This is a genomic window from Pseudomonas sp. Q11 (assembly GCF_024494355.1).
GTDB classification, from domain to species: domain Bacteria; phylum Pseudomonadota; class Gammaproteobacteria; order Pseudomonadales; family Pseudomonadaceae; genus Aquipseudomonas; species Aquipseudomonas hefeiensis.
The window spans coordinates 1-22,955 of record NZ_JAKNQY010000017.1 but is presented as its reverse complement, the minus strand read 5'-3'; the positions used below and the strand labels follow the sequence as shown (position 1 = coordinate 22,955).

The following is a 22,955-nucleotide window of genomic DNA, read 5'->3' as shown; positions in this document are numbered from 1 at the left end:
CTGCTCCCACAGATTCTGTGTTTCAACTGATAGAGGGCGTCAGACCTGCTGCGACAGCAACTGCCCATCGGCCATGCGCAGGCGCTTGGACAGGGAGACGGCGAGGGCGCGGATGATTTTGGCGGCGATCTTCGGTGCATCGTTGAGCATTTTTTCCAGGGAATCCTTGCCCAGGTTCAGCAATTGGCAATCACTGGCGGCGATGCAACTGGCCGAGCGCCGTTCTCCGTCAAGCACCGCCATTTCCCCGAAAGCCCGGCCGCTGCGCAGCGTGGCGATGGTGACGGGTTGGCCGTCGGGGCCGGTTTTCTGCACGGCCACCTGCCCTGAATGGATGATGCACATGAAGCTACCGGCATCGCCCTCGCGGAAAATCGCTTCCCCTTGGGCAATGGCGCTGATGCTGAAGTAGCCCGATGCTGCGGCGAAGTCGACAGGCTGCAACTGGTCAAACAGACCGCAGTCCATCAGCCAGTCGCGGATTTCGTTGTTCAGTAAAGTCGGTTCTGACATGTCGTCACGGTCTTTTTCTTGTGTCTGGTGCGGTTGCAAGGGTGACGTTTCTTTGTGGGAGCAAGGCTTGCCCGCGATACAGACGACTCGGTCTGTCTGTCAGATCAAGCTGATGCCATCGCGGGCAAGCCTTGCTCCCACAAAGGCTCGCTCCCACATTGGATGGTGGTATCAGAGCCCTGCGCATGGAGCTAAGACCCAGCCATGCCACAGAGTTCCTCAGACCAATCCCAAAACCTTCAAAACAAATGCATATTCGAGGGCTACGTCACGTAAACCCTGGTAGCGTCCGCTCATTCCGCCGTGGCCGGCACCCAGTTCGGTCTTGAGCAGCAAGGGGTTGTCATCGGTCTTGGTGGCGCGCAATTTCGCCACCCACTTGGCCGCTTCCCAATACTGCACGCGGCTGTCGTTGTAACCGGCGATCACCAGCAGCGCCGGATACGCCTGGGCGCTGACGTTTTCGTACGGGGCGTAGGCCCTGATCCGATCATAGACGGCCGGCTCTTCGGGATTACCCCACTCGTCGTATTCGGTGACGGTCAGCGGCAGGTCCGGGTCGAGCATGGTGTTGAGCACATCGACGAACGGCACTTCGGCAATCGCGACCTTGAACAGATCCGGCCGTTGATTGAGCACCGCGCCGATCAGCAAGCCACCGGCGCTGCCGCCGCTGATCGCCAGTTGATCGGCGCGGGTGACACCATTGGCGATCAAATGCTCGGCGCAGGCGATGAAGTCGCTGAAGGTGTTGTGCTTGTGCTCCTGCTTGCCGGCGCGATACCAGGCTTCCCCCAGTTCACCGCCCCCACGCACATGGGCAATGGCAAATGCCACGCCGCGATCGAGCAGGCTCAGCCGCGCATGGGAAAACCACGGATCAAGACTCTCGCCATAGGCGCCGTAGCCATACAGGTACAGCGGCACCGGCTGGCCGAGGGCTTGGCGTTTTACCACCAGGCTGATAGGCACCTGCGTGCCGTCCGGTGCCGTCGCCCACAGCCGCTGGCTTACATAGTCATCGGCGTCGAATGGACCCAGGACCGGGGTTTGCTTGAGTACGACCTGTTCGCCGCTGGTCAGGTCCAGCTGGCGAATCTGTGCCGGACGGTTCAGCGCCTCGTAGCGCAAGCGAATGCGGGTGCTGACGAATTCCAGGCTGTTCTGCACATGCAGGCTGTAGGCCGCGTCCGGCAGTTGCACCCGATACGCCGGTAAACCTTGTGGGTGAACCTCAATGATGGGCAGGCCGCCTTCACGCAGACTCAGGGTCATGGCGCTGGCGTTCAGGCTCAGGCCGTCGATCATCACCGTGTCACTGTGGGGGATCAGGTTCTGCCAGTCCGCCTCGGTCGGCGTCATGCCCGTGTCGGCGGCCTGGTACAGCGCGAAGTTGATCCCGTCACGGTTGCTGCGGATCAACCAGGTCCACTGACCGTCGAGCAAGCCATGGTCGACGTCGTATTCATGGTGTTCCACCCGTGGCGCCAGGCAGGTGAAAGGCTGGTCTGGTTGTGCGGCGTCCAGGACCCAGACTTCACTGGTGGTTTTACTACCCAGGGACAGGATCAACTGCCGCTCGGAACTTGAGCGGTAACAATGCAGGAAAAAACGCCCGTCCGGCTCATGGAACACTTCTTCGGCAGCCGTTCCGTCCAGGCGATAGCGCAAGAGTTTGTGCGGGCGATGGGTGTCATCCAGCTCACCAAAGAACAGCGTCAGGCTGTCATTGGCCCAGGTCATGCTGCCGTCGCAATCCTCGAAGGACAGTTCACTGACTTTGTCATTGGCCAGCTCCTTGACGAACAGGGTGTAGATCTCGTCGCCGGTGGTGTCCAGGCTGTAGGCCAGGCGCTGGTGGTCGGGGCTGATGCTGAAGGCACCCAGGGAAAAGAAACCACCGCCAGCCAGCACGTTAGGGTCCAGCAACAATTGTTCGCGGCTTTCATCCACGGTCAGGCTGTCGTCCACCGGACGCGGGCAGCGGTAGTGACGCGGGTATTCGTCCCCGGCCGTGGTGCGGGTGTAATACAGGTACGGACCCCAGGGCGAGGGCAGGGACAGATCAGTCTCCAGAATCCGGCCCTTGATTTCCTGGAACAGGGTTTCGCGCAGTTCGGCCTGGTCAGCCAGTTGCGCGTCTTGATAGCTGTTTTCAGCCTTGAGGTAGTCGAGCACGGCGTCGGTGTCGCGCTCCTGCAGCCAGGCGTAGGGGTCAACGCCGGCGTCCCTGCGGGCAATCGGGGCGTTGCAGACGTGGGCAGATAGGGGCATGAAAGGCTCTCGAACATTGTACGAAATAGGGACTGGTGGTCGGTGTGGTTAGTTCTGTCGGCCACCTTCGGCGCCAGAAATTAACCGACAGATACTGCGGCACAGACCACTCGACAGACGCCGGGGCAGCCTGACGAGCGAAAAGCCGTTACTATAAGCGCCTATTTGCCTGCCTTGCCATGGACACCATGACCGAGAACGACTATCTGATCGCCTGGGGCCTCTATGCCTTCGCCGCCCTGGGCTGCCTGTTGGTATGGATGCGCATGACCCGCTGGATCTGGCGCTGGTTGCGTGAGCCGCTGCGCCTGTTGATGGCGGTGTTGCTGTTCAGCCCCACTATCGTCGACCCCGTGAAGGAACAGGTTGCCCCGGCCCTGGCCATCGTCGCCCTGGACGTGCTGTTCAAGGTCGGCAACAACGCCTGGCGTGCTGTGTCGGATCTGTTCATGTACGGCATGATCGCCTTTGGTCTCTATTTGATTCTCGTGCTGATCCGCTTCCCCATCGAGCGTGCAGCCAGCGCTCGCAAGGAAAAAGCCGCTGCCGCCAAAGCCGCCGCCGCGGCTGATGAGCTACAGGATGAGCAACCGTTCGGCGTGGCGGGTGATGACCGTTACGGTCGCCCGCCAGTACCGAGCAACCCTCAGCGTTCGCGTATCGAACCGCGGCTGTAACCAGGCTTGCCCCATTGAAGCGAGGGTCCGAGCATGTGTGAGTTACTGGGCATGAGCGCCAACGTGCCGACCGATATCGTATTCAGCTTCACCGGGCTGATGCAGCGCGGCGGCAAGACCGGACCGCATCGGGACGGCTGGGGCATCGCGTTCTATGAAGGTCGTGGCCTGCGCCTGTTCCAGGACCCTGCCGCCAGCAGCGAGTCGGAAGTGGCGAACCTGGTGCAGCGCTATCCCATCAAGAGCGAAGTGGTGATCGGGCACATCCGCCAGGCCAATGTCGGCAAGGTCTGCCTGTCCAACACCCACCCGTTCGTGCGTGAGTTGTGGGGCCGCAACTGGTGTTTCGCGCACAATGGTCAACTCGCCGATTTCCAGCCGGGCGCAAGCTTCTATCGTCCGGTGGGCGATACCGACAGCGAGGCGGCGTTCTGCGATTTGCTTAACCGCGTGCGCCAGGCGTTCCCGGAACCGGTGGAGGTGGAGCAACTGTTGCCGTCGTTGATCCAGGCCTGCACCGAATACCGCAGCAAGGGCGTGTTCAATTGCATGCTCAGCGATGGCGACTGGCTGTTCTGCTTTTGCTCGACCAAACTGGCCCAGATTACCCGTCGCGCGCCGTTCGGCCCGGCGCGGCTCAAGGATGTCGACGTGATCGTGGATTTCCACGCCGAAACCACGCCCAACGACGTGGTCACCGTGGTTGCCACCGAACCCTTGACCGAAAACGAAACCTGGACCCGCTACGAACCGGGCCAATGGAGCCTGTGGCGGCGCGGCGAATGCGTCAGCCACGGCCAGACCGAATAAGGACGTCACGATTATGTTGCTCAGTTATCTACGGTTGGTGTTGTTCGCGATAGGCCTGCTGGTGGGGGTGCAGGTGCCTGGTTTCATCAGCGATTACGCCAAGCGGGTCGAGGCGCACCTGATCGAAGCGCAGACCGGGCTGCAAGGTTTCCAGGGCACCGCCAATCAGTTTTTCAAAGGCGACATGCAGGCGTTGGTGGCTCATTACCGTGCCAGCGAAGACCCGATCTTTCGCAGTGATGCCGACAGCCTGAACACCTTGCTCGTCCGCCAGCAGGCGTTGGACAAGCAATTCCAGGCGATGCAAGGCCCGTGGTATATCCGTTTGCTGCAAGTGGCACTGGCCGCCGACCCGGAGATTCGCAAGGAAACCTGGAATGGCTACAGCTACCAGATCCTCCTGACCCCCGAGGCGATGATCTGGGGCCTCAGTGGTGCCATGTTGCTGTCGTTCGGCCTGGAGTGCCTGTTCCGCCTGATCGACTGGGTGGTATTGGGCGGCAGGCGTCTGCGCCAGAGCCGGCCGATTGAAGAGCGGGATTTGCGCGGGTTGTAGCCTGTTGTGGCGAGGGGATCTAGCGAAGTCCCGCTGGGCGTTGTAGGAGCTGCCGAGTGCAACGAGGCTGCGATCTTTCCACTGGCAATTGAGTCTTGAGCGAAAGATCAAAAGATCGCAGGCTTCGCCAGCTCCTACTGGGATCTTTTGTGTGACGAAGATCCGGTGTGGGGCGAGCCTGCTCCGAGGCCCTCAAGGGCAGAAAAAATCTTACTTGGAAAGCAACCGCATCCCTTCTTCCAGCCCTCGCAAGGTCAGCGGGAACATCCGGTCCTCCACCAGTTCGCGCACGATGTTGGTCGAGGCGGTGTAGCCCCAGGTGTCCTTCGGGTAAGGATTGATCCAGATGAGCTTCTTGTACTTCTCCATGAAGCGCTGCATCCAGACATACCCCGGCTCTTCGTTCCAGTGCTCGACGCTGCCGCCGGCCTGGGTGATTTCATACGGGGCCATGGCGGCGTCGCCGATGAAAATCACTTTGTAGTCGGCGCCGTACTTGTGCAGCAAGTCCTGGGTCGAGGTACGTTCCGAGGTGCGGCGCAGGTTGTTTTTCCACACTGATTCATAGACGAAGTTGTGGAAGTAGAAATACTCCAGGTGCTTGAACTCGGTCTTGCAGGCCGAGAACAGTTCTTCGCAGATTTTTACGTGGGCATCCATCGAGCCGCCGATGTCGAACAGCAACAGCAACTTGACGGTGTTGCGTCGTTCCGGGCGCATCTGGATATTCAGCAGGCCGGCGTCCCGGGCGGTGTGGTCGATAGTGCCATCGATGTCCAGCTCTTCGGCGGCCCCCTGGCGGGCAAACTTGCGCAGGCGGCGCAGGGCGACCTTGATATTACGGGTGCCCAGTTCCACCTGGTCGTCCAGGTTTTTGTATTCGCGCTGGTCCCAGACCTTCACGGCTTTGCCCTGGCGCTTGCCGGCGTCGCCGACGCGGATGCCTTCGGGGTTGAAACCGCCGGAGCCGAACGGACTGGTGCCGCCAGTGCCGATCCATTTGTTGCCGCCGGCATGGCGTTCCTTCTGTTCTTCCAGGCGCTTCTTGAATTCCTCGATCAGCTTGTCCAGGCCGCCCAGGGACTGGATCTGCGCCCGCTCTTCGTCGGTCAGCGAGCGCTCGAATTCCTTGCGCAGCCAGTCTTCGGGAATCAGCGCCTGGAGATGATCATCGAGTTTCTCCAGGCCATTGAAGTAAGCGGCGAAGGCCCGGTCGAATTTATCGAAATGCCGTTCATCCTTCACCAGGATCGCCCGGGACAGGTAATAGAACTCGTCCATGTCGGCGAAGATCACCCGCTGTTTCAGGGCGTTGATCAGGTCCAGCAGTTCACGCACCGACACCGGCACCTTGGCGGCGCGCATTTCATTGAACAGATTAAGCAGCATGGCAGTCGCCCTCGCTCTTGTTGAAACGAAGAGGGTTCAGCGGGTGCCACGGCGGCTCATGAACGCCAGGCGCTCGAGCAGTTGCACGTCCTGTTCGTTCTTGACCAGGGCGCCGGCCAGGGGCGGAATGGCCTTGGTCGGATCACGCTCGCGCAGCACCGCTTCGCCGATGTTGTCGGCCATCAGCAGCTTGAGCCAGTCCACCAGTTCGGAGGTGGAAGGTTTTTTCTTCAGGCCCGGCACCTTGCGCACGTCGAAGAACACGTCCAGCGCTTCGCTGACCAGGTCTTTCTTGATGTCCGGGTAATGCACGTCGACGATTTTCTGCAGGGTGACGCGGTCGGGGAAGGCGATGTAGTGGAAGAAGCAGCGGCGCAGGAAGGCGTCCGGCAGTTCCTTTTCGTTGTTGGAGGTAATGATGATGATCGGCCGCTGTTTGGCCTTGATGGTTTCATCGGTCTCGTAGACGTAGAACTCCATCTTGTCGAGTTCTTGCAGCAGGTCGTTGGGGAATTCGATGTCGGCCTTGTCGATCTCGTCGATCAGCAGAATCACCCGCTCTTCAGACTCGAACGCTTCCCAGAGCTTGCCCTTCTTCAGGTAGTTGCGCACGTCGTGAACCTTGTCCACGCCCAACTGCGAGTCCCGCAGGCGGCTGACCGCATCGTACTCGTAGAGGCCTTGATGGGCCTTGGTGGTGGACTTGATGTGCCAGGTGATCAGGCGCGCGCCGAAGGATTCAGCCAATTGTTCGGCCAGCATGGTCTTGCCGGTGCCCGGTTCGCCCTTGACCAGCAGCGGCCGCTCCAAGGTGATGGCGGCATTGACGGCCAGCTTCAGGTCATCGGTGGCCACGTAGGCGCTGGTGCCTTCGAACTTCATGTGCAATTTCCTCGAACGTGTCGCCGGCCTGACGAGGCGGGGCGCGCGAAATAAATGTCGTGCCCGACTATAACGCGGTGTCCCGCCGACTGTGAACGCAGACGCTGTATTCAGTCTCTGAATGGAGCGTCACATGTTGACTCAGTCTTGTGGCGAGGGGATTTATCCCCGCTGGGCTGCGGAGCAGCCCTAAAGCAGTGAACTCAATCTTCCTGGCACACCGAGTTGCCTGGTTTGGGGGCTGCTGCGCAGCCCAGCGGGGATAAATCCCCTCGCCACAGGACCTGTGCGACAGCGCGGCGTCAAAGACGCGGCGAGCACTCTCTGCCACAAAAAAGCCGCAAACACCCTAATCGGCCGACGGCGGCGGCTGCTCATACCGGGCATTGAAGGCCTGGACGAAACCGTTGCGCAGGATCTGCAGGAAGGCTTCGAAGGCGCTGATGTCCTGCTGATGGACATTGCCGCTGAGCTCCACCCGGGTGGCAAACTGGTTCTTGCGCTGGTTTTTCAGGGCCGTTTCGCCCGCGCCGACCAAGGCTTCCCAGACCGAACGGAAGATGTTCTTTTTTTCGTTTTCCACATCCTGCTGCCAGTCGAACACGTCAACGTCGCGCAACAGCGGTTTGATGTAGCCGCTGAGCCGGGCGTTCTCGGCTTCTGCCTCCACCACCAGGTCGCCATGGCCGGCATTGAAATCGAATTTGCCATAGGCCGCGGCGAAATCGTTAAGGCGCTTGAGTTCGATGTCCCTGGCGCGCAAGCGGAAGTCGAAATCCTCGAAATCGCTCAACGGGTCGAAGGTCGCCTGCACTTCCAGCGGCGCATGTTCGGCCACCAGGGCCTTGCCCTCGAAGCGAGCGTCGCGCTTGCCTTCGGTGTCGACCACGTTGGTCAGGTTATAGAAGCTGGCATTGACGTCGGTAGCTCGCAGGTTCACGGGCGGCTTGGAGTTGAAGTTGCGGAACGTCACCTTGCTGTCCCGGATCCGCACTTCGTTGAAGGTAATGGGCAGCAACTTGCTCAGTTGCTCGCGCCAGTTGGTGCCCTGACCGGTCTGGGAATTTTGCCGGTTGGCTCCGCCATCGACGAAGTTCACTTCCGGGCGCACGAACTCCGCCTCGGCCACCACCGCATGGTCGTACCACAGCGAATGCCAGCTGACCGACAGGTCGATCAACGGCGCTTCGACGAACGGCACCGGGACCTTGCCATCGACCTTTACGATCTCCAGGCCGTTGATCCGGTAGGCTCCCCGCCAGAGCGCCAAATCCACATCGGCCACCTGGCCGCGGTAGTCACCCATGTCGGCCAGTTTGTCGTTCAAGTAATCGCGCACCAGGTACGGCAAGGTGAAATGCAAGGCCGCCAGCACCACAACGATGATGGCGAAAGACCACAGTGGCCAGCTGTATCGACGCTTCATCTCAGTCAGTCTCCAGCGTTGTTAAAACATTGACTGTTGTAACAACTGGAACGTTCGGTGCAACTGGACGCCCATGGGTAACAGGCATACCTTTAAGCGCTCAATCCCCGCTGCATTAAGGACCCCAGTCATGAGCCGCATATTCGCTGACAACGCCCATTCCATCGGCAATACGCCACTGGTGCAGATCAATCGCATTGCCCCGCGTGGCGTGACCATCCTGGCCAAGATCGAGGGGCGCAATCCGGGTTACTCGGTCAAGTGCCGGATCGGCGCGAGCATGATCTGGGACGCCGAAAGCTCGGGCAAGCTCAAGTCCGGCATGACCATCGTCGAGCCCACTTCGGGCAATACCGGTATCGGCCTGGCGTTCGTGGCCGCCGCCCGCGGCTATAAACTGATGTTGACCATGCCGGCCTCCATGAGCATCGAGCGACGCAAGGTCCTCAAGGCCTTGGGCGCGGAGTTGGTGCTCACCGATCCGGCCAAGGGCATGAAAGGTGCCATCGAGAAGGCTGCCGAGATTCTGGCCAGCGACCCCGCCAAATACTTCATGCCGCAGCAGTTCGATAACCCGGCCAACCCGGCCATTCATGAAAAAACCACCGGCCCGGAAATCTGGAGCGACACCGATGGTGCCGTGGACGTGCTGGTCGCGGGCGTCGGCACCGGCGGGACCATTACCGGGGTTTCGCGATACATCAAGAACACCTGCGGCAAACCGATCCTGTCGGTAGCGGTGGAGCCTGTGGCTTCGCCGGTGATTACCCAGGCGATGGCGGGGGAGGAAATCAAGCCCAGCCCGCACAAGATCCAGGGGATTGGTGCCGGGTTCGTGCCGAAAAACCTCGATCTGTCGATCGTCGATCAGGTCGAGCGGGTGACTGATGAAGAGTCCAAGGCCATGGCCCTGCGCTTGATGCAGGAGGAAGGCATCCTTTGCGGCATTTCCTGCGGCGCGGCGATGGCCGTGGCCGTGCGCCTGGCGCAAAAGCCGGAAATGCAGGGCAAGACCATCGTGGTGATCCTGCCGGATTCGGGCGAGCGCTACCTGTCGAGCATGTTGTTCAGCGACCTGTTTACCGAGCAGGAGACTCAGCAGTAATCGTGTCCCCCTGCGACTCGTGAGTGAACCTTATTGTGGTGGGGAGAGCTTCTGTGGGAGCAAGTTGTGATGGGGAGAGCTTCTGTGGGAGCAAGTTGTGATGGGGGGAGCTTCTGTGGGAGCAAGGCTTGCCCGCGATGACCTATTGCGCCGCGCCGATGCCCTACCGTGCAGGCTCCTTCACCGAACTTGCCGCCGCCGCTGGTTTCAATACCAGCCACAGCGCCGCCGCAATCAACACCCCGCCATACAGGTGCGCCATCCCCAACGGCTCATCCAGCAGCAACGCCCCCCATAGCACGCCGAACGGGGGGATCAGGAAGGTCACTGTCATGGATTTGACCGGACCGATGGAGCTGAGCAGCCGGAAATAAAGAATGTAGGCGAGCGCCGTACACACCAGACCCAGCCCCAGCAGCGACAGCCAGACGTTCCAGCCACCCCAACTGGCCGGCGGCTGGCTGATAACGCTGTAGCCAAACAGTGGCAGCAAAAATACGGTGGCGCCGAACATGCTGCCCAAGGCCGCGAGGCGGCTGTCCAGCCCGCCTTGATGATCAAGCCAGCGGCGGGCAAGGAACCCGGCGAAGCCGTAGCAGGTGGTGGCGAGCAAGCAGGCGAGGGCGCCCATCAGCAATTGCAGGTCGAAGGCCACCGGCCCCGCTCCGGTCAGGATGCCGACGCCGAACAGTCCCAGGAATACGCCGCCGACCTTGGCCATGGTGAGTTTTTCGCTGAAGAACAACCCGCCGATCAGCACCCCCATCAACGGTGTGGTGGCATTGAAGATCGCCGAGTAACCGGCCGGTAGCACCTGGGCCGCCAGCGAATAAAACGTTGCCGGAATGCCCGAGTTGATCAGGCCCAGCACCATCACGATTTTCAGCTTGCCGCGAAAATTCCAGTCGATACGCATCAACGTCAGGATCACCAGCAACCCGACAAAGGCGATGGACACGCGAAAAAATGCGGTGGGGATTGTGCCAATGACTGGGGCGATAATGCGCATGAACAGGAAACTGGCTCCCCAGATGGCGGCCAACGACAGCAAACGCAGGATATCAACGGGGTTCACGGCACATTCCTTCCTTGATCGGGTCGCAAGTGTCGCCTCGCTAAAGACCGATGGCAATGGTTGCGTTGCCGCGCGATTGGCCTCTAAGCTCAGTCGCCAATGACAAGCATGACCCGCCGAGGTTTACCCTATGCCGCAGCCATGGCCCGCCGCCGATATCGCCCGTTCGATCCTCGAAGGCTTTGACGATTACCGTGAGCATTTCCGGCAGATCACCGATGGCGCCCGCGCCCGGTTCGAGCAGGCCCGATGGCAGGAGGCGCAAGAGGCGTCGGCGGCGCGGATCAATTTGTATGAAGAAAAAGTCTTCGAAACCGTGGCCCATTTGCGCAAGGCCTTCGAAGCCGAGGCGCTGATGGATGTCAGTTGCTGGCCGCTGGTCAAAAGCGCCTACATCAGCCTGATCGATTTGCGCTTCGACGATGAACTGTCCGAGACCTGGTACAACTCGATTTTCTGCGGGTTGTTCAGCCATGACCTGATCAGCGACGGCACCATGTTCATCCATACCACCCGACCCAGCCTGCGCCGTGCCCGCGCCGCCCAGACCCGAACCTACAAACCCGAGGGCCAGTTGGACCGGATGCTGGCGGCGATCTTCGCCGACTACCGTTTCAGCGAGGATTACGCCGACTTGCCGGGCGATTTGCAGCGCCTTGAAGCCCAATTGCGGGAGAACCTGCCCGACTGGGTCTGCAAGGACCCGCAACTGACGGTGGAATTGTTTTCGTCGGTGCTCTATCGCAACAAGGGCGCCTATCTGGTGGGCCGGATCTATACCCAGGATGAGCAATGGCCATTAGTCATCCCGCTGCTGCACCGCGAAGGCCGGGGCATCCAGATCGACGCGCTGATCACTGACGAGGCGCAGGTGTCGATCATTTTCTCGTTCACCCGCTCCTACTTCATGGTGGACGTGCCGGTGCCGGCGGAATTCATCGGCTTTCTCAAACGCATCCTGCCGGGCAAGCACATCGCTGAGCTGTACACTTCCATCGGTTTCTACAAGCACGGCAAATCCGAGTTCTACCGGGCGCTGATCAACCATCTGGCGAACACCGACGACCAGTTCATCATGGCCCCTGGCGTGCGCGGCATGGTCATGAGCGTATTCACCCTGCCGGGCTTCAACACCGTATTCAAGATCATCAAGGACCGTTTCTCGCCGTCGAAGAACGTCGACCGTGCGACCGTGATCGAAAAGTACCGGCTGGTGAAAAGCGTCGACCGGGTCGGGCGCATGGCCGATACCCAGGAGTTCGCTGATTTCCGTTTTCCCCTGAACAAATTCGAACCGGCGTGCCTGGAGGAACTGCTGGACGTGGCGCCGTCCACGGTGTCGGTGGAAGGCGACACGGTATTGATTCGGCACTGCTGGACCGAACGGCGCATGACCCCGCTGAACCTCTACCTGGAAAACGCCAACCAGGACCAGGTGCGTGAAGCGCTGGAAGACTATGGCCTGGCGATCAAGCAACTGGCGGCGGCCAACATCTTCCCCGGCGACATGTTGCTCAAGAACTTCGGCGTGACCCGCCACGGCCGCGTGGTGTTCTACGACTACGACGAAATCTGTTTCCTCACCGAAGCCAACTTCCGTCACATCCCCCAGCCGCGGACCCCGGAAGACGAAATGGCCTCCGAGCCGTGGTATTCCATCGGGCCGCTGGATGTTTTTCCCGAAGAGTTCCCACCGTTCCTGTTCGCCGACGCGGGGCAACGCAAGCTGTTCGATCAACTGCATGGCGAGTTGTACAACGCCGATTACTGGAAGAGCCTGCAAGAGGCGATTCGGGCGGGCAAGGTGATCGACGTGTTCCCGTATAGGCGTAGGGGGTAGAGGCAGCTTCAAGCGGCAAGCGGCAAGCTGCAAGCTTCAAGTTTTGAGTTTCAGGGCAGTGCCGCTTGCAACTTGCCGCTTGCAGCTTGAAACTTGCCGCTGCTCCTATTCCCCTTGCGTACCTGATGACTGACCAAGCCCCCGCTATCGACAAGCTGCTGAAAAACCTCGACCACGCCATGCTCGCTGACCGTAACCGGTTGCGGCGGCAGTTGCTCGAGCTGCGCAAGAAACCCGACGAGGCCAGGCTGGCCCAGTGGGTGACGCGCATGCAGGCGTCGTGCGATCAGGTGTTGGCGCGCAAGGCCAGCCTGCCGGTCATTCGTTACGACGACAGCTTGCCGATCGCCGCCAAGCGCGACGAAATCAAGGACGCGCTGCTCAAGCACCAAGTGCTGATCATCGCCGGTGAAACCGGTTCGGGCAAAACCACGCAGTTGCCGAAAATCTGCCTGGAAATCGGTCGCGGCCAGCACGGTTTGATCGGCCATACCCAGCCGCGCCGGATCGCCGCGCGCAGCGTCGCAAGCCGGGTCGCCGAGGAGCTGGCCACGCCCTTGGGTGCGCTGGTGGGTTACCAGGTGCGGTTTGAGGATCAGAGCGACGCCAACACCCTGATCAAATTGATGACCGACGGCATCCTGCTGGCCGAGACCCAGAACGACCGCTACCTGGAACGCTACGACACGATCATCGTCGACGAGGCCCATGAGCGCAGCCTGAACATCGATTTTTTGCTCGGCTACCTCAAGACCCTGCTGCCGCGTCGCCCGGACCTCAAAGTCATCATCACCTCGGCGACCATCGACCTGGAGCGTTTTTCCAAACATTTCGATGACGCGCCGATCGTGGAGGTCTCGGGCCGCACCTTCCCGGTGGACACCTGGTATCGCCCGTTGACCCTGGAGCAGGACGAGGAGGGCAATCGGGTCGAGGACGACTTGACCGTCGACCAGGCGATCCTCGCCACGCTGGATGAAATCGCCGCTTATGAGCGCAGCGAGCGCCGCAGCCCCGGTGACGTGCTGGTGTTCCTGCCGGGCGAGCGGGAGATTCGCGACGCGGCGGAAATGCTGCGCAAGGCCCAACTCAAGCACACCGAAATCCTGCCGTTGTATGCGCGGCTGTCGCCAGCCGAACAGCAGCGGATCTTCCAGTCCCACCCGGGCCGTCGCGTGGTGCTGGCGACCAACGTCGCTGAAACGTCGCTCACCGTGCCGGGCATCCGCTACGTGATCGACAGCGGCACCGCGCGCATCAGTCGCTACAGTTATCGCGCCAAGGTCCAGCGCCTGCCCATCGAAGCCATTTCCCAGGCCAGCGCCAACCAGCGCAAGGGCCGATGCGGGCGGGTCGAGCCGGGGATTTGTGTGCGGTTGTACAGCGAGGAAGATTTCCTCGGCCGGCCGGAATTCACCGACCCGGAGATTCTGCGCACCAACCTGGCGGCGGTCATCCTGCAGATGCTGCACCTGCGCCTGGGGGAGATCACCGATTTTCCGTTCATCGAACCGCCGGATGGCAAGGCCATCAGCGACGGTTTCAACCTGCTGCAAGAGCTGTCGGCGGTCGACCGCAACAGTCAGTTGACCCCGCTGGGCCGCCAGTTGGCGCGCTTGCCAGTGGACCCGCGCATGGGCCGCATGCTGCTGGAAGCGGCGAAACTGGGCAGTTTGCAGGAAGTGCTGATCGTCGCCAGCGCCATGTCGATCCAGGACCCGCGTGAGCGTCCACCCGAGCGCCAACAGGCCGCCGACCAGGCCCACGCCCAGTGGAAAGATCCCGACTCGGACTTCGCCGGTCTGGTCAATCTGTGGCGCGGTTTCGAAGAGCAGCGCCAGGCCCTGACCGCCAGCCCGCTGCGCAACTGGTGTCGCAAGAACTTCCTCAACTACCTGCGCCTGCGCGAGTGGCGCGATTCCCATCGGCAGTTGAGCCTGATCTGCCGCGACATGCAGCTGAGCCTCAATAAAGAGCCGGCCGATTTCCCGAAACTGCACAAGGCGGTGCTTTCCGGCCTGCTGAGCCAGATCGGCCAGAAAACCGAAGACGGCGACTACCTCGGTGCCCGTCAACGACGGTTCTGGGTTCACCCCTCGTCGGGCCTGGGCAAGAAGCGTCCGCAATGGTTGATGACCGCCGAACTGGTGGAAACCACCAAGCTGTATGCGCGCATGGTGGCCAAGATCGAACCGGACTGGATCGAGCCGCTGGCCGGCCACCTGATCAAGAAAAACCACTTCGAACCCCATTGGGAGAAGAAGCGCGGGCAAGTGGTGGCGTATGAACAAATCACCCTGTTCGGGCTGATCGTGGTCGGTCGCCGGCCGGTGCATTACGGTCCGGTGGACCCGGTGGTGTCGCGGGAACTGTTCATCCGCGAGGCGCTGGTGCGCGGCGAGATCCAGTCCAGAGCCAAATGCCTGAGCGCCAATACCCAACTGCTGGAGCAACTCGACGAACTGGAAGCCAAGGCCCGGCGTCGCGACATTCTGGCAGACGAAGAAACCCTGTTCGCCTTCTACGATGCGCGCTTGCCGGCCGAGATCCACCAGACTGCGACATTCGACAGTTGGTACCGGATCAACAGCCAGAAAGACCCGCAACTGCTGATCATGCGCGAAGAAGATGTGCTGGCCCGCGAGGCCAGTGAAGTCACTGCCGCGTACTACCCCGACACTTTGCGCGTCGGTGAGCTGACCTTGCCGCTGAGCTACCACTTCGAGCCCAACCATCCCCGCGACGGCGTGACCTTGCGCGTGCCGGCACCGCTGTTGCCCATGCTGCCACCAGAACGCCTGGAGTGGCTGGTGCCGGGGATGATTGAGGCCAAGTGCATTGCCTTGGTGCGCAACCTGCCCAAGGCCCTGCGCAAAAATTTCGTGCCAGTGCCGGATTTCGTCAAGGCCGCGTTGCAACGCATTACCTTCGCTGAGGGCTCGTTGCCGCAATCTTTGGGGCGCGAACTGCTGCGCATGACCGGTGCGCGGGTCAGTGACGAAGCCTGGGCGCAAGCGGCGCAGGAGGTGGAAAGCCATCTGCGCATGAATCTGGAAATCGTCGACGGCCAGGGCAAGTTTCTCGGCGAAGGCCGTGACCTGGCCGAGCTGACGGCGCGATTTGCCGAAGCCAGCCAGGCCGCCTTGGCCGTGCCGCAGACGGCGAAAAGCCAGGCGCCGGTGGAAGCGAAAATCTTCGCCCCGGTGGCCGAGAAAACCCAACAGAAGATCGCCGGGCTGTCGATGACGGTGTACCCGGCGCTGGTGGAAGAGGGCGGTGTGGTCAAGGAAGGCCGTTTCCCGACGCCGGCCGAAGCCGAGTTCCAGCACCGTCGCGCCTTGCAGCGGTTGCTGATGCAGCAATTGGCTGAATCGGCCAAGTTCCTGCGCGGCAAACTGCCTGGGTTGACGGAGCTGGGCCTGCTGTACCGCGAACTGGGACGCATCGACAGCCTGGTGGAAGACATCCTGCTGGTCAGTCTCGACAGCTGCGTGCTGGAGGGCGAGGCGAGCCTGCCCCGTGATGGCGCCGCGCTGGCATCCCTGGCCGAGCGTAAACGCGGCGGCTGGACCGAACACGCCGAACGCCTGGCGAAGTTGACCCTGGACATCCTCAAGCTCTGGCACGGCCTGCAAAAACGCTTCAAGGGCAAGATCGACCTGGCCCAGGCCGTGGCGCTGAACGACATCAAGCAGCAGCTCAGCCATCTGGTGTACCCGGGCTTTGTGCGCGAAACCCCGCATCAGTGGCTCAAGGAACTGCCACGCTACCTCAAGGCCATCGAGCAACGCTTCGAGAAGCTCGGCAGCCAGGTGCAGAAGGACCGGGTCTGGAGCGGCGAACTGTCGAATCTCTGGGCCCAGTACCAGGCCCGCGTCAGCAAACACAGCCAGGAAGGCAAGCGCGATCCGCAACTGGAGCTGTACCGCTGGTGGCTGGAGGAGTACCGGGTCTCGCTGTTTGCCCAGCAACTGGGGACCAAGGTGCCGATTTCGGATAAGCGTTTGAGCAAGCAGTGGGGGCAGGTGGAGCCCTGACCCCGGCGCAAGACCTGTGGGAGCGAGCCTGCTCGCGATAGCGGTGGGTCAGTCAACATTGATGCTGGCTGATCCACCGCTATCGCGAGCAGGCTCGCTCCCACAGGGTTGTGGGGCGTAAGTAATGGAGAATGGGCCAAACGCCAGCGTTTATGGCAAACTTCGCGCCTATAAATGCCGGTCCCGTGGTTTTTGAGCTTCAATGGCCACGGGCGGATCGGAATAAAGCGCTGCCAGGTCTGCTTCCCCTGGATGGGAAAAGACCCCTTGTGTGTTGGTACGTCGGTGCCAACGCTTTCTGCCTGAACAGATCAGAGACACGACCATGCATAACGTCGTCATCAGCGGCACCGGCCTGTACACCCCGGCCAACAGCATCTCCAACGAAGAGCTGGTGCAGTCTTTCAACACCTACGTAACGCAATTCAACGCCGACAATGCCCAAGCCATTGAGCGCGGTGAAGTCGAGGCGTTGACCGAATCCAGTGCGGCGTTCATCGAAAAAGCCTCCGGCATCAAGAGCCGCTTTGTCATGGACAAGGACGGTATTCTCGATCCACAACGCATGACCCCGCGCCTGCCCGAGCGCTCTAACGACGAGTGGTCGGTGCTTTGCGAAATGGCCGTCGGTGCCGCGAAACAGGCCCTGGAACGCGCCGGCCGCACCGCCGCCGACATCGATGGCGTGATCGTCGCCTGTTCCAACTTGCAGCGCGCGTATCCGGCCATTGCCATTGAAGTCCAGGAAGCCCTGGGCATCGACGGTTTTGGTTACGATATGAACGTGGCCTGTTCCTCGGCGACATTCGGCATCCAGGCCGCGGCCAACAGCGTACAACTGGGCCAGGCCCGGGCGATCCTGATGGTTAACCCGGAGGTGTGCACCGGCCACCTGAATTTCCGCGACCGCGACAGCCACTTCATCTTCGGCGACGCGGCCACCGCCGTGATCATCGAGCGGGCGGACCAGGCAACCTCGCCGTATCAGTTCGACGTGGTCAGCACCAAGTTGCTCACCAAGTTTTCCAACAACATCCGCAACAACTTCGGCTTCCTCAACCGTGCCGGGGAAGAGGGGATCGGCAGTCGTGACAAGCTGTTCGTCCAGGAAGGTCGCAAAGTTTTCCGCGATGTCTGCCCGATGGTGGCCGAGTTGATCGGTGTCCACTTGGAAGAAAACCAGCTGAACGTCAGTGAAGTGAAGCGTTTCTGGCTGCACCAGGCCAACCTGAGCATGAACCACCTGATCGTGCGCAAGCTGCTGGGCCGCGAAGCCACCGAAGAAGAAGCGCCAGTGATCCTCGACCGCTACGCCAACACCAGTTCGGCCGGTTCGGTGATTGCGTTCCACTCCTACCAGGATGATTTGCCCAGCGGTTCGGTCGCCGTACTCAGCTCGTTCGGCGCCGGGTATTCGATTGGTAGCGTGATTCTGCGTAAGCACTGATTCACTTTGGCGGCCAGAGGATTTATTCCTGCTGGTCTGTGGTCTGTGGTCTGTGTGGTCTGTGTGGTCTGTGTGGTCTGTGGGAGCAAAGCTTGCTCGCGATGCAGGCACCTCGGGCCACCCGGGAGACCGCGTCATCTTCATCGCGGGCAAGCCTTGCCCCCACAAGCTGCAACAACCGGGATCTATCCAGCAATAGGACGTTGAATGACGGTCACCGACGACACCCTCCTGCTCCAACGCCTCCTTGCAGGTGAGCAACAAGCCTACAAGGAGCTGGTCAGCACCTACCAGAACCCAATGCGCGCAGTGGCCTATGCCATTGTCGGCAGCCGCCATGCCGACGAAGTGGTGCAGGACGCTTGGCTGTCAGTGGTGCGCAACCTCAATGGCTTCCAGGGCCGCTCCAGTCTCAAGACCTGGCTGCTGACCATCACCGCCAACGCGGCCAAGGGCCGCTACAAGCAGAACCGTCGGGAAGTGCTGCTCGATGATCTGCCGTCGCCTCACGGCACCCTGGGCGATGATCGTTTCGCCGCTGATGGCCATTGGCTGCTGGCGCCGTTCGCCTGGCACCAGGACACGCCGGAGGCGCTGCTCACGATGGGCGAACTGCGCGATTGCCTTGAACACACGCTGCTCAGCCTGTCGCAACTGCAAAGCAGTGTCTTGACCTTGCGCGAACGTCAGGGCCTGGAACTGGAGGAAATCTGTAATCTTCTGGACATCTCGCTCTCCAACGTACGTGTGTTGTTGCATCGGGCACGGCTGAAGGTCTTTGCAACCGTGGAACATTTCGAGGAAACCGGCGAATGCTGACCTGCAAGGAACAAGTGGCACGCTCCAGCGATTTTCTCGACGGTCAACTGAGTTTCCGTGAGCGTCTGATGGTGCGCCATCACTTGATGTTTTGTGCCACGTGCCGGCGTTTCATTCGCCAGATGCGCCTGATGCAGGCCACGCTCAGAAATCTGCCCGAATCGCCGGTTCCCGATCTGGATCAGTTGGCTGAAAAACTCGCGGCCGAGCGCAAACGTCACCACCCATAACCCCCCTTGCACAAGTCGATCGCTCTAACTTGCCGCTTGCAGCTCATCTCTTGAAGCTGCTTCTGGGTTATTCCCTTTCGAAGTAAAAAGTTCCCCTGTCATAAAATCTTTATCTGATGGCAACTGCGCTGACATAACCCATCGCCAAGATCCCCTCCAACACCAGCGGGCTCAGTTCCGCGTGTTTTCTAACGGCATAGACTACCAACAGGGGAATTCTTCGATGATCCGCAAGCACTTCGCAGGTGTTGCCGCCAGCGCACTGGCAATGGCAGTAACCGCCCAGGCTTTCGCCGGCACCGTCACTACCGATGGCGCCGATATCGTGGTCAAAACCAAGGGCGGCCTTGAGGTCGCTACCACCGACAAAGAGTTCAGCTTCAAGCTTGGCGGTCGTTTGCAGGCTGACTACAGCCAGTTTGACGGTCTCTACACCAACAATGGCAACTCGGCCGACGCCGCTTATCTGCGTCGTGCCTTCGTGGAACTGTCCGGCGTGGTGTACACGGATTGGGCCTACACCATCAGCTATGACCTCGCCCACAACTCGGGCAGTTCAACGGACGGTTACTTCGACGAAGCCTCCATGGCTTACAACGGCTTCAAGCCGGTGTCGATCAAATTCGGTCGTTTCGACCCGGATTTCGGCCTGGAGAAAGCCACCAGTTCCAAGTGGGTCACCGCCACCGAGCGTAACGCCGCCTACGATCTGGTCGACTGGACCATGGACAAACAGAACGGCATGGGCATTCAAGCCTCCAGCACTTTCGCTGATTCGTTCTATGCCTCGGCCGGTGTGTTCAGTAAGGACAGCAACGACACCGACGGCGACAGCGTCAAGCAAGTCAACGGTCGCTTTGTATTTGCCCCAATGCACGACTCCGGCAACGTCCTGCACTTCGGTGTGAACGTGGCCTCCCGTGACGTCTCCGACGCCGAGTTCGATGCGCGTTACCGCACCCGTTTGGGCATGCGTGGCGTCGATACAGACGGCGGCAACGATGCCGGTGATAACGGCCACCGTCCGGTACTGGGCGGCGCCGACGATTCGCCGGCTGGCTCGTACGACACTGACACCGCTTTCGGCCTGGAAGCCGCTTTCGCCATGGGGCCAGCCTCGATCCAGGGTGAATACGTCTCGCGCAAAACCAAGGCTGACGACAGCGCCTTCCAGGACATCAAAGGTCACGGTTTCTATGTCCAGGGTGCCTACACCCTCACCGGTGAGTCCCGCGGTTATAAAATCGGCAAGTTCGACGCGATCAAGCCCGCCAACAAGTCTATCGGCGCTTGGGAAGTGTTCTATCGCTACGACAGCCTGACCGTTGAAGACGACAACATCACCACAGCATCCGCGACCCGTGACGTGGGCGATGCGGAAGCCAAGGTGCACAACCTGGGTGTGAACTGGTACGCCAACGAAGCGGTGAAAATCTCCGCCGTTTACGTCAAGGCCAAGGCCGACAACGTGACCAACGAAAACGGCGACGACGATGGCGACGGTTTTGTCATGCGCGCCCAGTACGTGTTCTGAGTCGTGCTGACTTGATACAACGTTTCATCTTTCATCCGTTATAGCTCCTTTGAACCCCGCCTCTGGCGGGGTTTTTTTTACGCCCGCCCGGTCAGGATCGGCGATACTCGCCCCATCCGCATTCTGGATACTGGGGAGCCGCATGCCGCTACACGTTCTGGACAGCCTGTCCGCCATCGCGCCGCAAGAGTGGGACGCACTGGTGCCTGCCAATCAACCCTTCCTGCGCCACGCCTTCCTCACGGCCCTGCAAGACAGCGGCAGCCTGGGGCCGCAATCCGGCTGGCAGCCCGAGCATCTGTTGCATATCGAAGACGGTCGTGTGCTGGCGGCTCTGCCCAGTTACCGCAAGTGGCATTCCTACGGCGAATACGTGTTCGACCACGCCTGGGCCGACGCCTGCGCCCGGGCCGGGATCGACTATTACCCCAAGCTGTTGACGGCGGTGCCGTTCAGCCCGGTCAGTGGCCCACGGCTCCTGGCAGCGAGTGGGGAAGACGGGTTGGAGTTGCTTGGCAGCCTGCCGGGTTATCTGGAAATCGAATCGCTCTCCAGCGCCCACATCAACTTCACCGATGCCTTCACCGACGCAGCGTTGGCCGGGCAACCGGGCTGGCTGCAGCGGATCGGTTGCCAATACCACTGGCAGAATCGCGGTTATCGGGACTTTCAGGATTTTCTCGACGCGCTCAGTTCCCGCAAGCGCAAGCAGATGCGCAAGGAGCGTGAGCAAGTGGCGGGGCAGGGCATCGAGTTCCAATGGCTGGAAGGTCATCAACTGGATCAGGCGCAATGGGATTTTGTCTACGCCTGTTATGCCAACACCTATGCGGTGCGTCGGCAGGCACCGTACCTGACCCGGACGTTTTTCAGTCTGCTGGCCGAGCGCATGCCCGAGGCCATTCGCGTGGTGTTGGCCAAGCAAGGTTCACGGCCGGTGGCGATGGCGTTCAGCCTGGTGGGTGGCGACAGTTTTTATGGGCGTTATTGGGGTTGCCTGGCGGAATTCGACCGTTTGCACTTCGAGACCTGCTTTTATCAGGGCATGGATTACGCGATTGCCAACGGCTTGCAGCGTTTCGATGCCGGTGCCCAGGGCGAGCACAAATTGATTCGCGGTTTCGAGCCGGTGATCACCCGTTCCTGGCACTACTTGCGCCATCCTGGCCTGAAGGCGGCGGTTGCAGACTTTCTGATCCGCGAGCATGAGGGCGTGCTGGCGTATGCCGAAGAGGCGAAGACCGCACTGCCTTATCGTCAGTGCTGATCTTCGCCGGCGTGACTCAGCTGTTTTCCTTACCCAGCCAGCGGTAAGAGAAACCGCCGACGACGGCGCCCATCAGTGGCGCCACCCAGAACAGCCACAATTGCTCGAGGGCCCAGCCGCCGACGATCAACGCCGGACCGGTACTGCGGGCCGGGTTGACGGAGGTGTTGGTGACCGGAATCGAGATCAGGTGGATGAGCGTCAGCGCCAAGCCGATGGCAATCGGTGCCAGCCCGGCCGGTGCACGTTTATCGGTGGCACCGAGGATGATCAGGATGAACATTGCCGTCATGACCAGCTCGGTCACAAAACCGGCCACCATGGAATACTGACCGGGCGAATGTTCGCCATAGCCGTTCGCTGCCAGGCCGGAAGCGGCGAGGTCGAAGCCTTCCTTGCCGCTGGCGATGAAGTAGATCAACGCGGCGGCCAGCACCCCACCCATGAGCTGGGCGATGATGTAGGCAGGCAATTCCCTGGCCGGAAACCGCCCGCCCACGTACAACCCCACCGACACGGCCGGATTCAGGTGGCAACCCGAGATATGGCCGATGGCGAACGCCATGGTCAACACCGTCAGGCCGAACGCCAGGGCGACCCCTAGCACGCCAATCCCGGAAGCGGCCAATACCGCGCTGCCGCAGCCGCCTAATACGAGCCAGAACGTACCCAACAACTCAGTCGTTGAACGTTTGAGTAAAGACATAAGCATCCTTGATAAAACAGTCGTGATAATCGGTTATGCATCCAGCAGAATTACGACAGGTTCATCTCCAGAACCTGGGCTGAGTACAGCAGGGTTTTGCGAAGAATCCAGCGGCATAAAAAAACCGCCGCAGTCATGGACTGTGGCGGTTTCGGCCGTGGTCGGCGTGGAGTATGCCGTTGTGGTGCGGGATGAATGGAGCCTGGACAGATTTTTTCAGAATGGCGCTCGGGCGCTGGGCAGTGGGAGCAAAGCTTGCTCGCGATAGCGGTGGGTCAGCTTGCATTGATGCTGAAAGTGCGGCCGCTATCGCGGGCAAGCCTTGCTCCCACATGGGGCCCGAGTGCTCATGTATTCGGCGTTCACCA

At 60.8% G+C, this 22,955-nt stretch carries 18 protein-coding genes; 11 read left to right on the top strand and 7 right to left on the bottom strand.

The annotated features are described in order from the left end of the window. Nucleotides 1-39: 39 nt before the first annotated feature. Nucleotides 40-513 (bottom strand): cyclic nucleotide-binding domain-containing protein, encoded by a 474-nt coding sequence (locus tag MA884_RS17930; RefSeq protein ID WP_047228036.1) that lies wholly within the window; start codon nucleotides 511-513, stop codon nucleotides 40-42. Nucleotides 514-732: 219 nt separating this feature from the next. Next, nucleotides 733-2,787 (bottom strand): S9 family peptidase, encoded by a 2,055-nt coding sequence (locus MA884_RS17925; RefSeq protein WP_256231753.1) that lies wholly within the window; start codon nucleotides 2,785-2,787, stop codon nucleotides 733-735. Nucleotides 2,788-2,966: 179 nt separating this feature from the next. On the opposite strand from MA884_RS17925, the gene MA884_RS17920 reads away from it, so the two are divergent. From MA884_RS17920 to MA884_RS17910, 3 genes are read left to right on the top strand one after another with little or no spacing between them, the layout of a single operon-like run. After that, complete coding sequence (locus tag MA884_RS17920) at nucleotides 2,967-3,464, top strand: MFS transporter (protein ID WP_256231752.1); 498 nt, start codon at nucleotides 2,967-2,969, stop codon at nucleotides 3,462-3,464. A gap of 33 nt (nucleotides 3,465-3,497) precedes the next feature. Next, nucleotides 3,498-4,274 carry a class II glutamine amidotransferase gene (locus tag MA884_RS17915; RefSeq protein WP_256231751.1) on the top strand — a complete coding sequence of 259 codons (777 nt, stop codon included), beginning with the start codon at nucleotides 3,498-3,500 and terminating at the stop codon, nucleotides 4,272-4,274. A 13-nt stretch (nucleotides 4,275-4,287) separates the two neighbouring features. Then, entirely contained in the window at nucleotides 4,288-4,830 is a 543-nt protein-coding gene (locus MA884_RS17910) for a DUF2937 family protein (protein WP_256231750.1), read from the top strand. A gap of 210 nt (nucleotides 4,831-5,040) precedes the next feature. Here MA884_RS17910 and MA884_RS17905 read toward each other — a convergent pair whose 3' ends face one another. From MA884_RS17905 to MA884_RS17895, 3 genes are all read right to left on the bottom strand, one after another. Continuing rightward, nucleotides 5,041-6,219: a VWA domain-containing protein gene (locus tag MA884_RS17905; protein WP_256231748.1), complete on the bottom strand. Its 1,179-nt coding sequence runs from the start codon at nucleotides 6,217-6,219 to the stop codon at nucleotides 5,041-5,043. Between the two features lie 36 nt (nucleotides 6,220-6,255). Next, nucleotides 6,256-7,101: a MoxR family ATPase gene (locus MA884_RS17900; RefSeq protein ID WP_003184225.1), complete on the bottom strand. Its 846-nt coding sequence runs from the start codon at nucleotides 7,099-7,101 to the stop codon at nucleotides 6,256-6,258. Between the two features lie 349 nt (nucleotides 7,102-7,450). Next, nucleotides 7,451-8,527, bottom strand: a complete 1,077-nt coding sequence (locus tag MA884_RS17895) for a DUF748 domain-containing protein (protein WP_256231747.1) — start codon at nucleotides 8,525-8,527, stop codon at nucleotides 7,451-7,453. A gap of 130 nt (nucleotides 8,528-8,657) precedes the next feature. Here MA884_RS17895 and cysK point away from each other — a divergent pair, with 130 nt between their 5' ends. Continuing rightward, the gene (gene cysK / locus MA884_RS17890) at nucleotides 8,658-9,632 is read left to right on the top strand and encodes a cysteine synthase A (protein ID WP_256231746.1); all 975 of its coding nucleotides are present in this window, start codon (nucleotides 8,658-8,660) and stop codon (nucleotides 9,630-9,632) included. Between the two features lie 163 nt (nucleotides 9,633-9,795). Here the strand turns inward: cysK and MA884_RS17885 are convergent, their stop codons facing one another. Then, the gene (locus tag MA884_RS17885; RefSeq protein ID WP_256231745.1) at nucleotides 9,796-10,707 is read right to left on the bottom strand and encodes a DMT family transporter; all 912 of its coding nucleotides are present in this window, start codon (nucleotides 10,705-10,707) and stop codon (nucleotides 9,796-9,798) included. 130 nt (nucleotides 10,708-10,837) lie between these two features. On the opposite strand from MA884_RS17885, the gene aceK reads away from it, so the two are divergent. From aceK to MA884_RS17850, 7 genes are all read left to right on the top strand, one after another. Beyond that, nucleotides 10,838-12,547, top strand: coding sequence for a bifunctional isocitrate dehydrogenase kinase/phosphatase (aceK, locus tag MA884_RS17880; RefSeq protein WP_256231744.1), 1,710 nt, complete (start codon nucleotides 10,838-10,840; stop codon nucleotides 12,545-12,547). A gap of 125 nt (nucleotides 12,548-12,672) precedes the next feature. Then, entirely contained in the window at nucleotides 12,673-16,584 is a 3,912-nt protein-coding gene (gene hrpA / locus MA884_RS17875) for an ATP-dependent RNA helicase HrpA (protein WP_256231743.1), read from the top strand. Nucleotides 16,585-16,909: 325 nt separating this feature from the next. After that, the gene (locus MA884_RS17870; RefSeq protein WP_256231742.1) at nucleotides 16,910-18,031 is read left to right on the top strand and encodes a beta-ketoacyl-ACP synthase III; all 1,122 of its coding nucleotides are present in this window, start codon (nucleotides 16,910-16,912) and stop codon (nucleotides 18,029-18,031) included. Between the two features lie 207 nt (nucleotides 18,032-18,238). Further along, entirely contained in the window at nucleotides 18,239-18,850 is a 612-nt protein-coding gene (locus MA884_RS17865) for an RNA polymerase sigma factor (RefSeq protein ID WP_256231741.1), read from the top strand. Next, nucleotides 18,844-19,080: an anti-sigma factor gene (locus MA884_RS17860; protein ID WP_256231740.1), complete on the top strand. Its 237-nt coding sequence runs from the start codon at nucleotides 18,844-18,846 to the stop codon at nucleotides 19,078-19,080. Before MA884_RS17865 ends, MA884_RS17860 begins: the two co-directional genes overlap by 7 nt. A 223-nt stretch (nucleotides 19,081-19,303) precedes the next feature. Beyond that, nucleotides 19,304-20,614, top strand: coding sequence for an OprO/OprP family phosphate-selective porin (locus tag MA884_RS17855; protein WP_256231739.1), 1,311 nt, complete (start codon nucleotides 19,304-19,306; stop codon nucleotides 20,612-20,614). Nucleotides 20,615-20,756: 142 nt separating this feature from the next. Continuing rightward, a complete protein-coding gene (locus MA884_RS17850; RefSeq protein ID WP_256231738.1) occupies nucleotides 20,757-21,881 on the top strand; it encodes a GNAT family N-acetyltransferase in 1,125 nt (374 codons plus the stop codon). Between the two features lie 16 nt (nucleotides 21,882-21,897). Here MA884_RS17850 and aqpZ read toward each other — a convergent pair whose 3' ends face one another. Beyond that, the gene (aqpZ, locus tag MA884_RS17845; RefSeq protein WP_256231737.1) at nucleotides 21,898-22,587 is read right to left on the bottom strand and encodes an aquaporin Z; all 690 of its coding nucleotides are present in this window, start codon (nucleotides 22,585-22,587) and stop codon (nucleotides 21,898-21,900) included. Between the last annotated feature and the right edge of the window lie 368 nt (nucleotides 22,588-22,955).

Coding starts and splice junctions, on each gene's coding strand:
- aceK (WP_256231744.1), top strand. CDS start 10,838: ATGCCGCAGCCATGGCCCGCCGCCGATATCGCCCGTTCGATCCTCGAA.
- aqpZ (WP_256231737.1), bottom strand. CDS start 22,587: ATGTCTTTACTCAAACGTTCAACGACTGAGTTGTTGGGTACGTTCTGG.
- MA884_RS17930 (WP_047228036.1), bottom strand. CDS start 513: ATGTCAGAACCGACTTTACTGAACAACGAAATCCGCGACTGGCTGATG.
- MA884_RS17905 (WP_256231748.1), bottom strand. CDS start 6,219: ATGCTGCTTAATCTGTTCAATGAAATGCGCGCCGCCAAGGTGCCGGTG.
- MA884_RS17915 (WP_256231751.1), top strand. CDS start 3,498: ATGTGTGAGTTACTGGGCATGAGCGCCAACGTGCCGACCGATATCGTA.
- MA884_RS17850 (WP_256231738.1), top strand. CDS start 20,757: ATGCCGCTACACGTTCTGGACAGCCTGTCCGCCATCGCGCCGCAAGAG.
- MA884_RS17920 (WP_256231752.1), top strand. CDS start 2,967: ATGGACACCATGACCGAGAACGACTATCTGATCGCCTGGGGCCTCTAT.
- MA884_RS17895 (WP_256231747.1), bottom strand. CDS start 8,527: ATGAAGCGTCGATACAGCTGGCCACTGTGGTCTTTCGCCATCATCGTT.
- MA884_RS17855 (WP_256231739.1), top strand. CDS start 19,304: ATGATCCGCAAGCACTTCGCAGGTGTTGCCGCCAGCGCACTGGCAATG.
- hrpA (WP_256231743.1), top strand. CDS start 12,673: ATGACTGACCAAGCCCCCGCTATCGACAAGCTGCTGAAAAACCTCGAC.
- MA884_RS17860 (WP_256231740.1), top strand. CDS start 18,844: ATGCTGACCTGCAAGGAACAAGTGGCACGCTCCAGCGATTTTCTCGAC.
- MA884_RS17900 (WP_003184225.1), bottom strand. CDS start 7,101: ATGAAGTTCGAAGGCACCAGCGCCTACGTGGCCACCGATGACCTGAAG.
- MA884_RS17925 (WP_256231753.1), bottom strand. CDS start 2,787: ATGCCCCTATCTGCCCACGTCTGCAACGCCCCGATTGCCCGCAGGGAC.
- MA884_RS17910 (WP_256231750.1), top strand. CDS start 4,288: ATGTTGCTCAGTTATCTACGGTTGGTGTTGTTCGCGATAGGCCTGCTG.
- MA884_RS17865 (WP_256231741.1), top strand. CDS start 18,239: ATGACGGTCACCGACGACACCCTCCTGCTCCAACGCCTCCTTGCAGGT.
- MA884_RS17870 (WP_256231742.1), top strand. CDS start 16,910: ATGCATAACGTCGTCATCAGCGGCACCGGCCTGTACACCCCGGCCAAC.
- cysK (WP_256231746.1), top strand. CDS start 8,658: ATGAGCCGCATATTCGCTGACAACGCCCATTCCATCGGCAATACGCCA.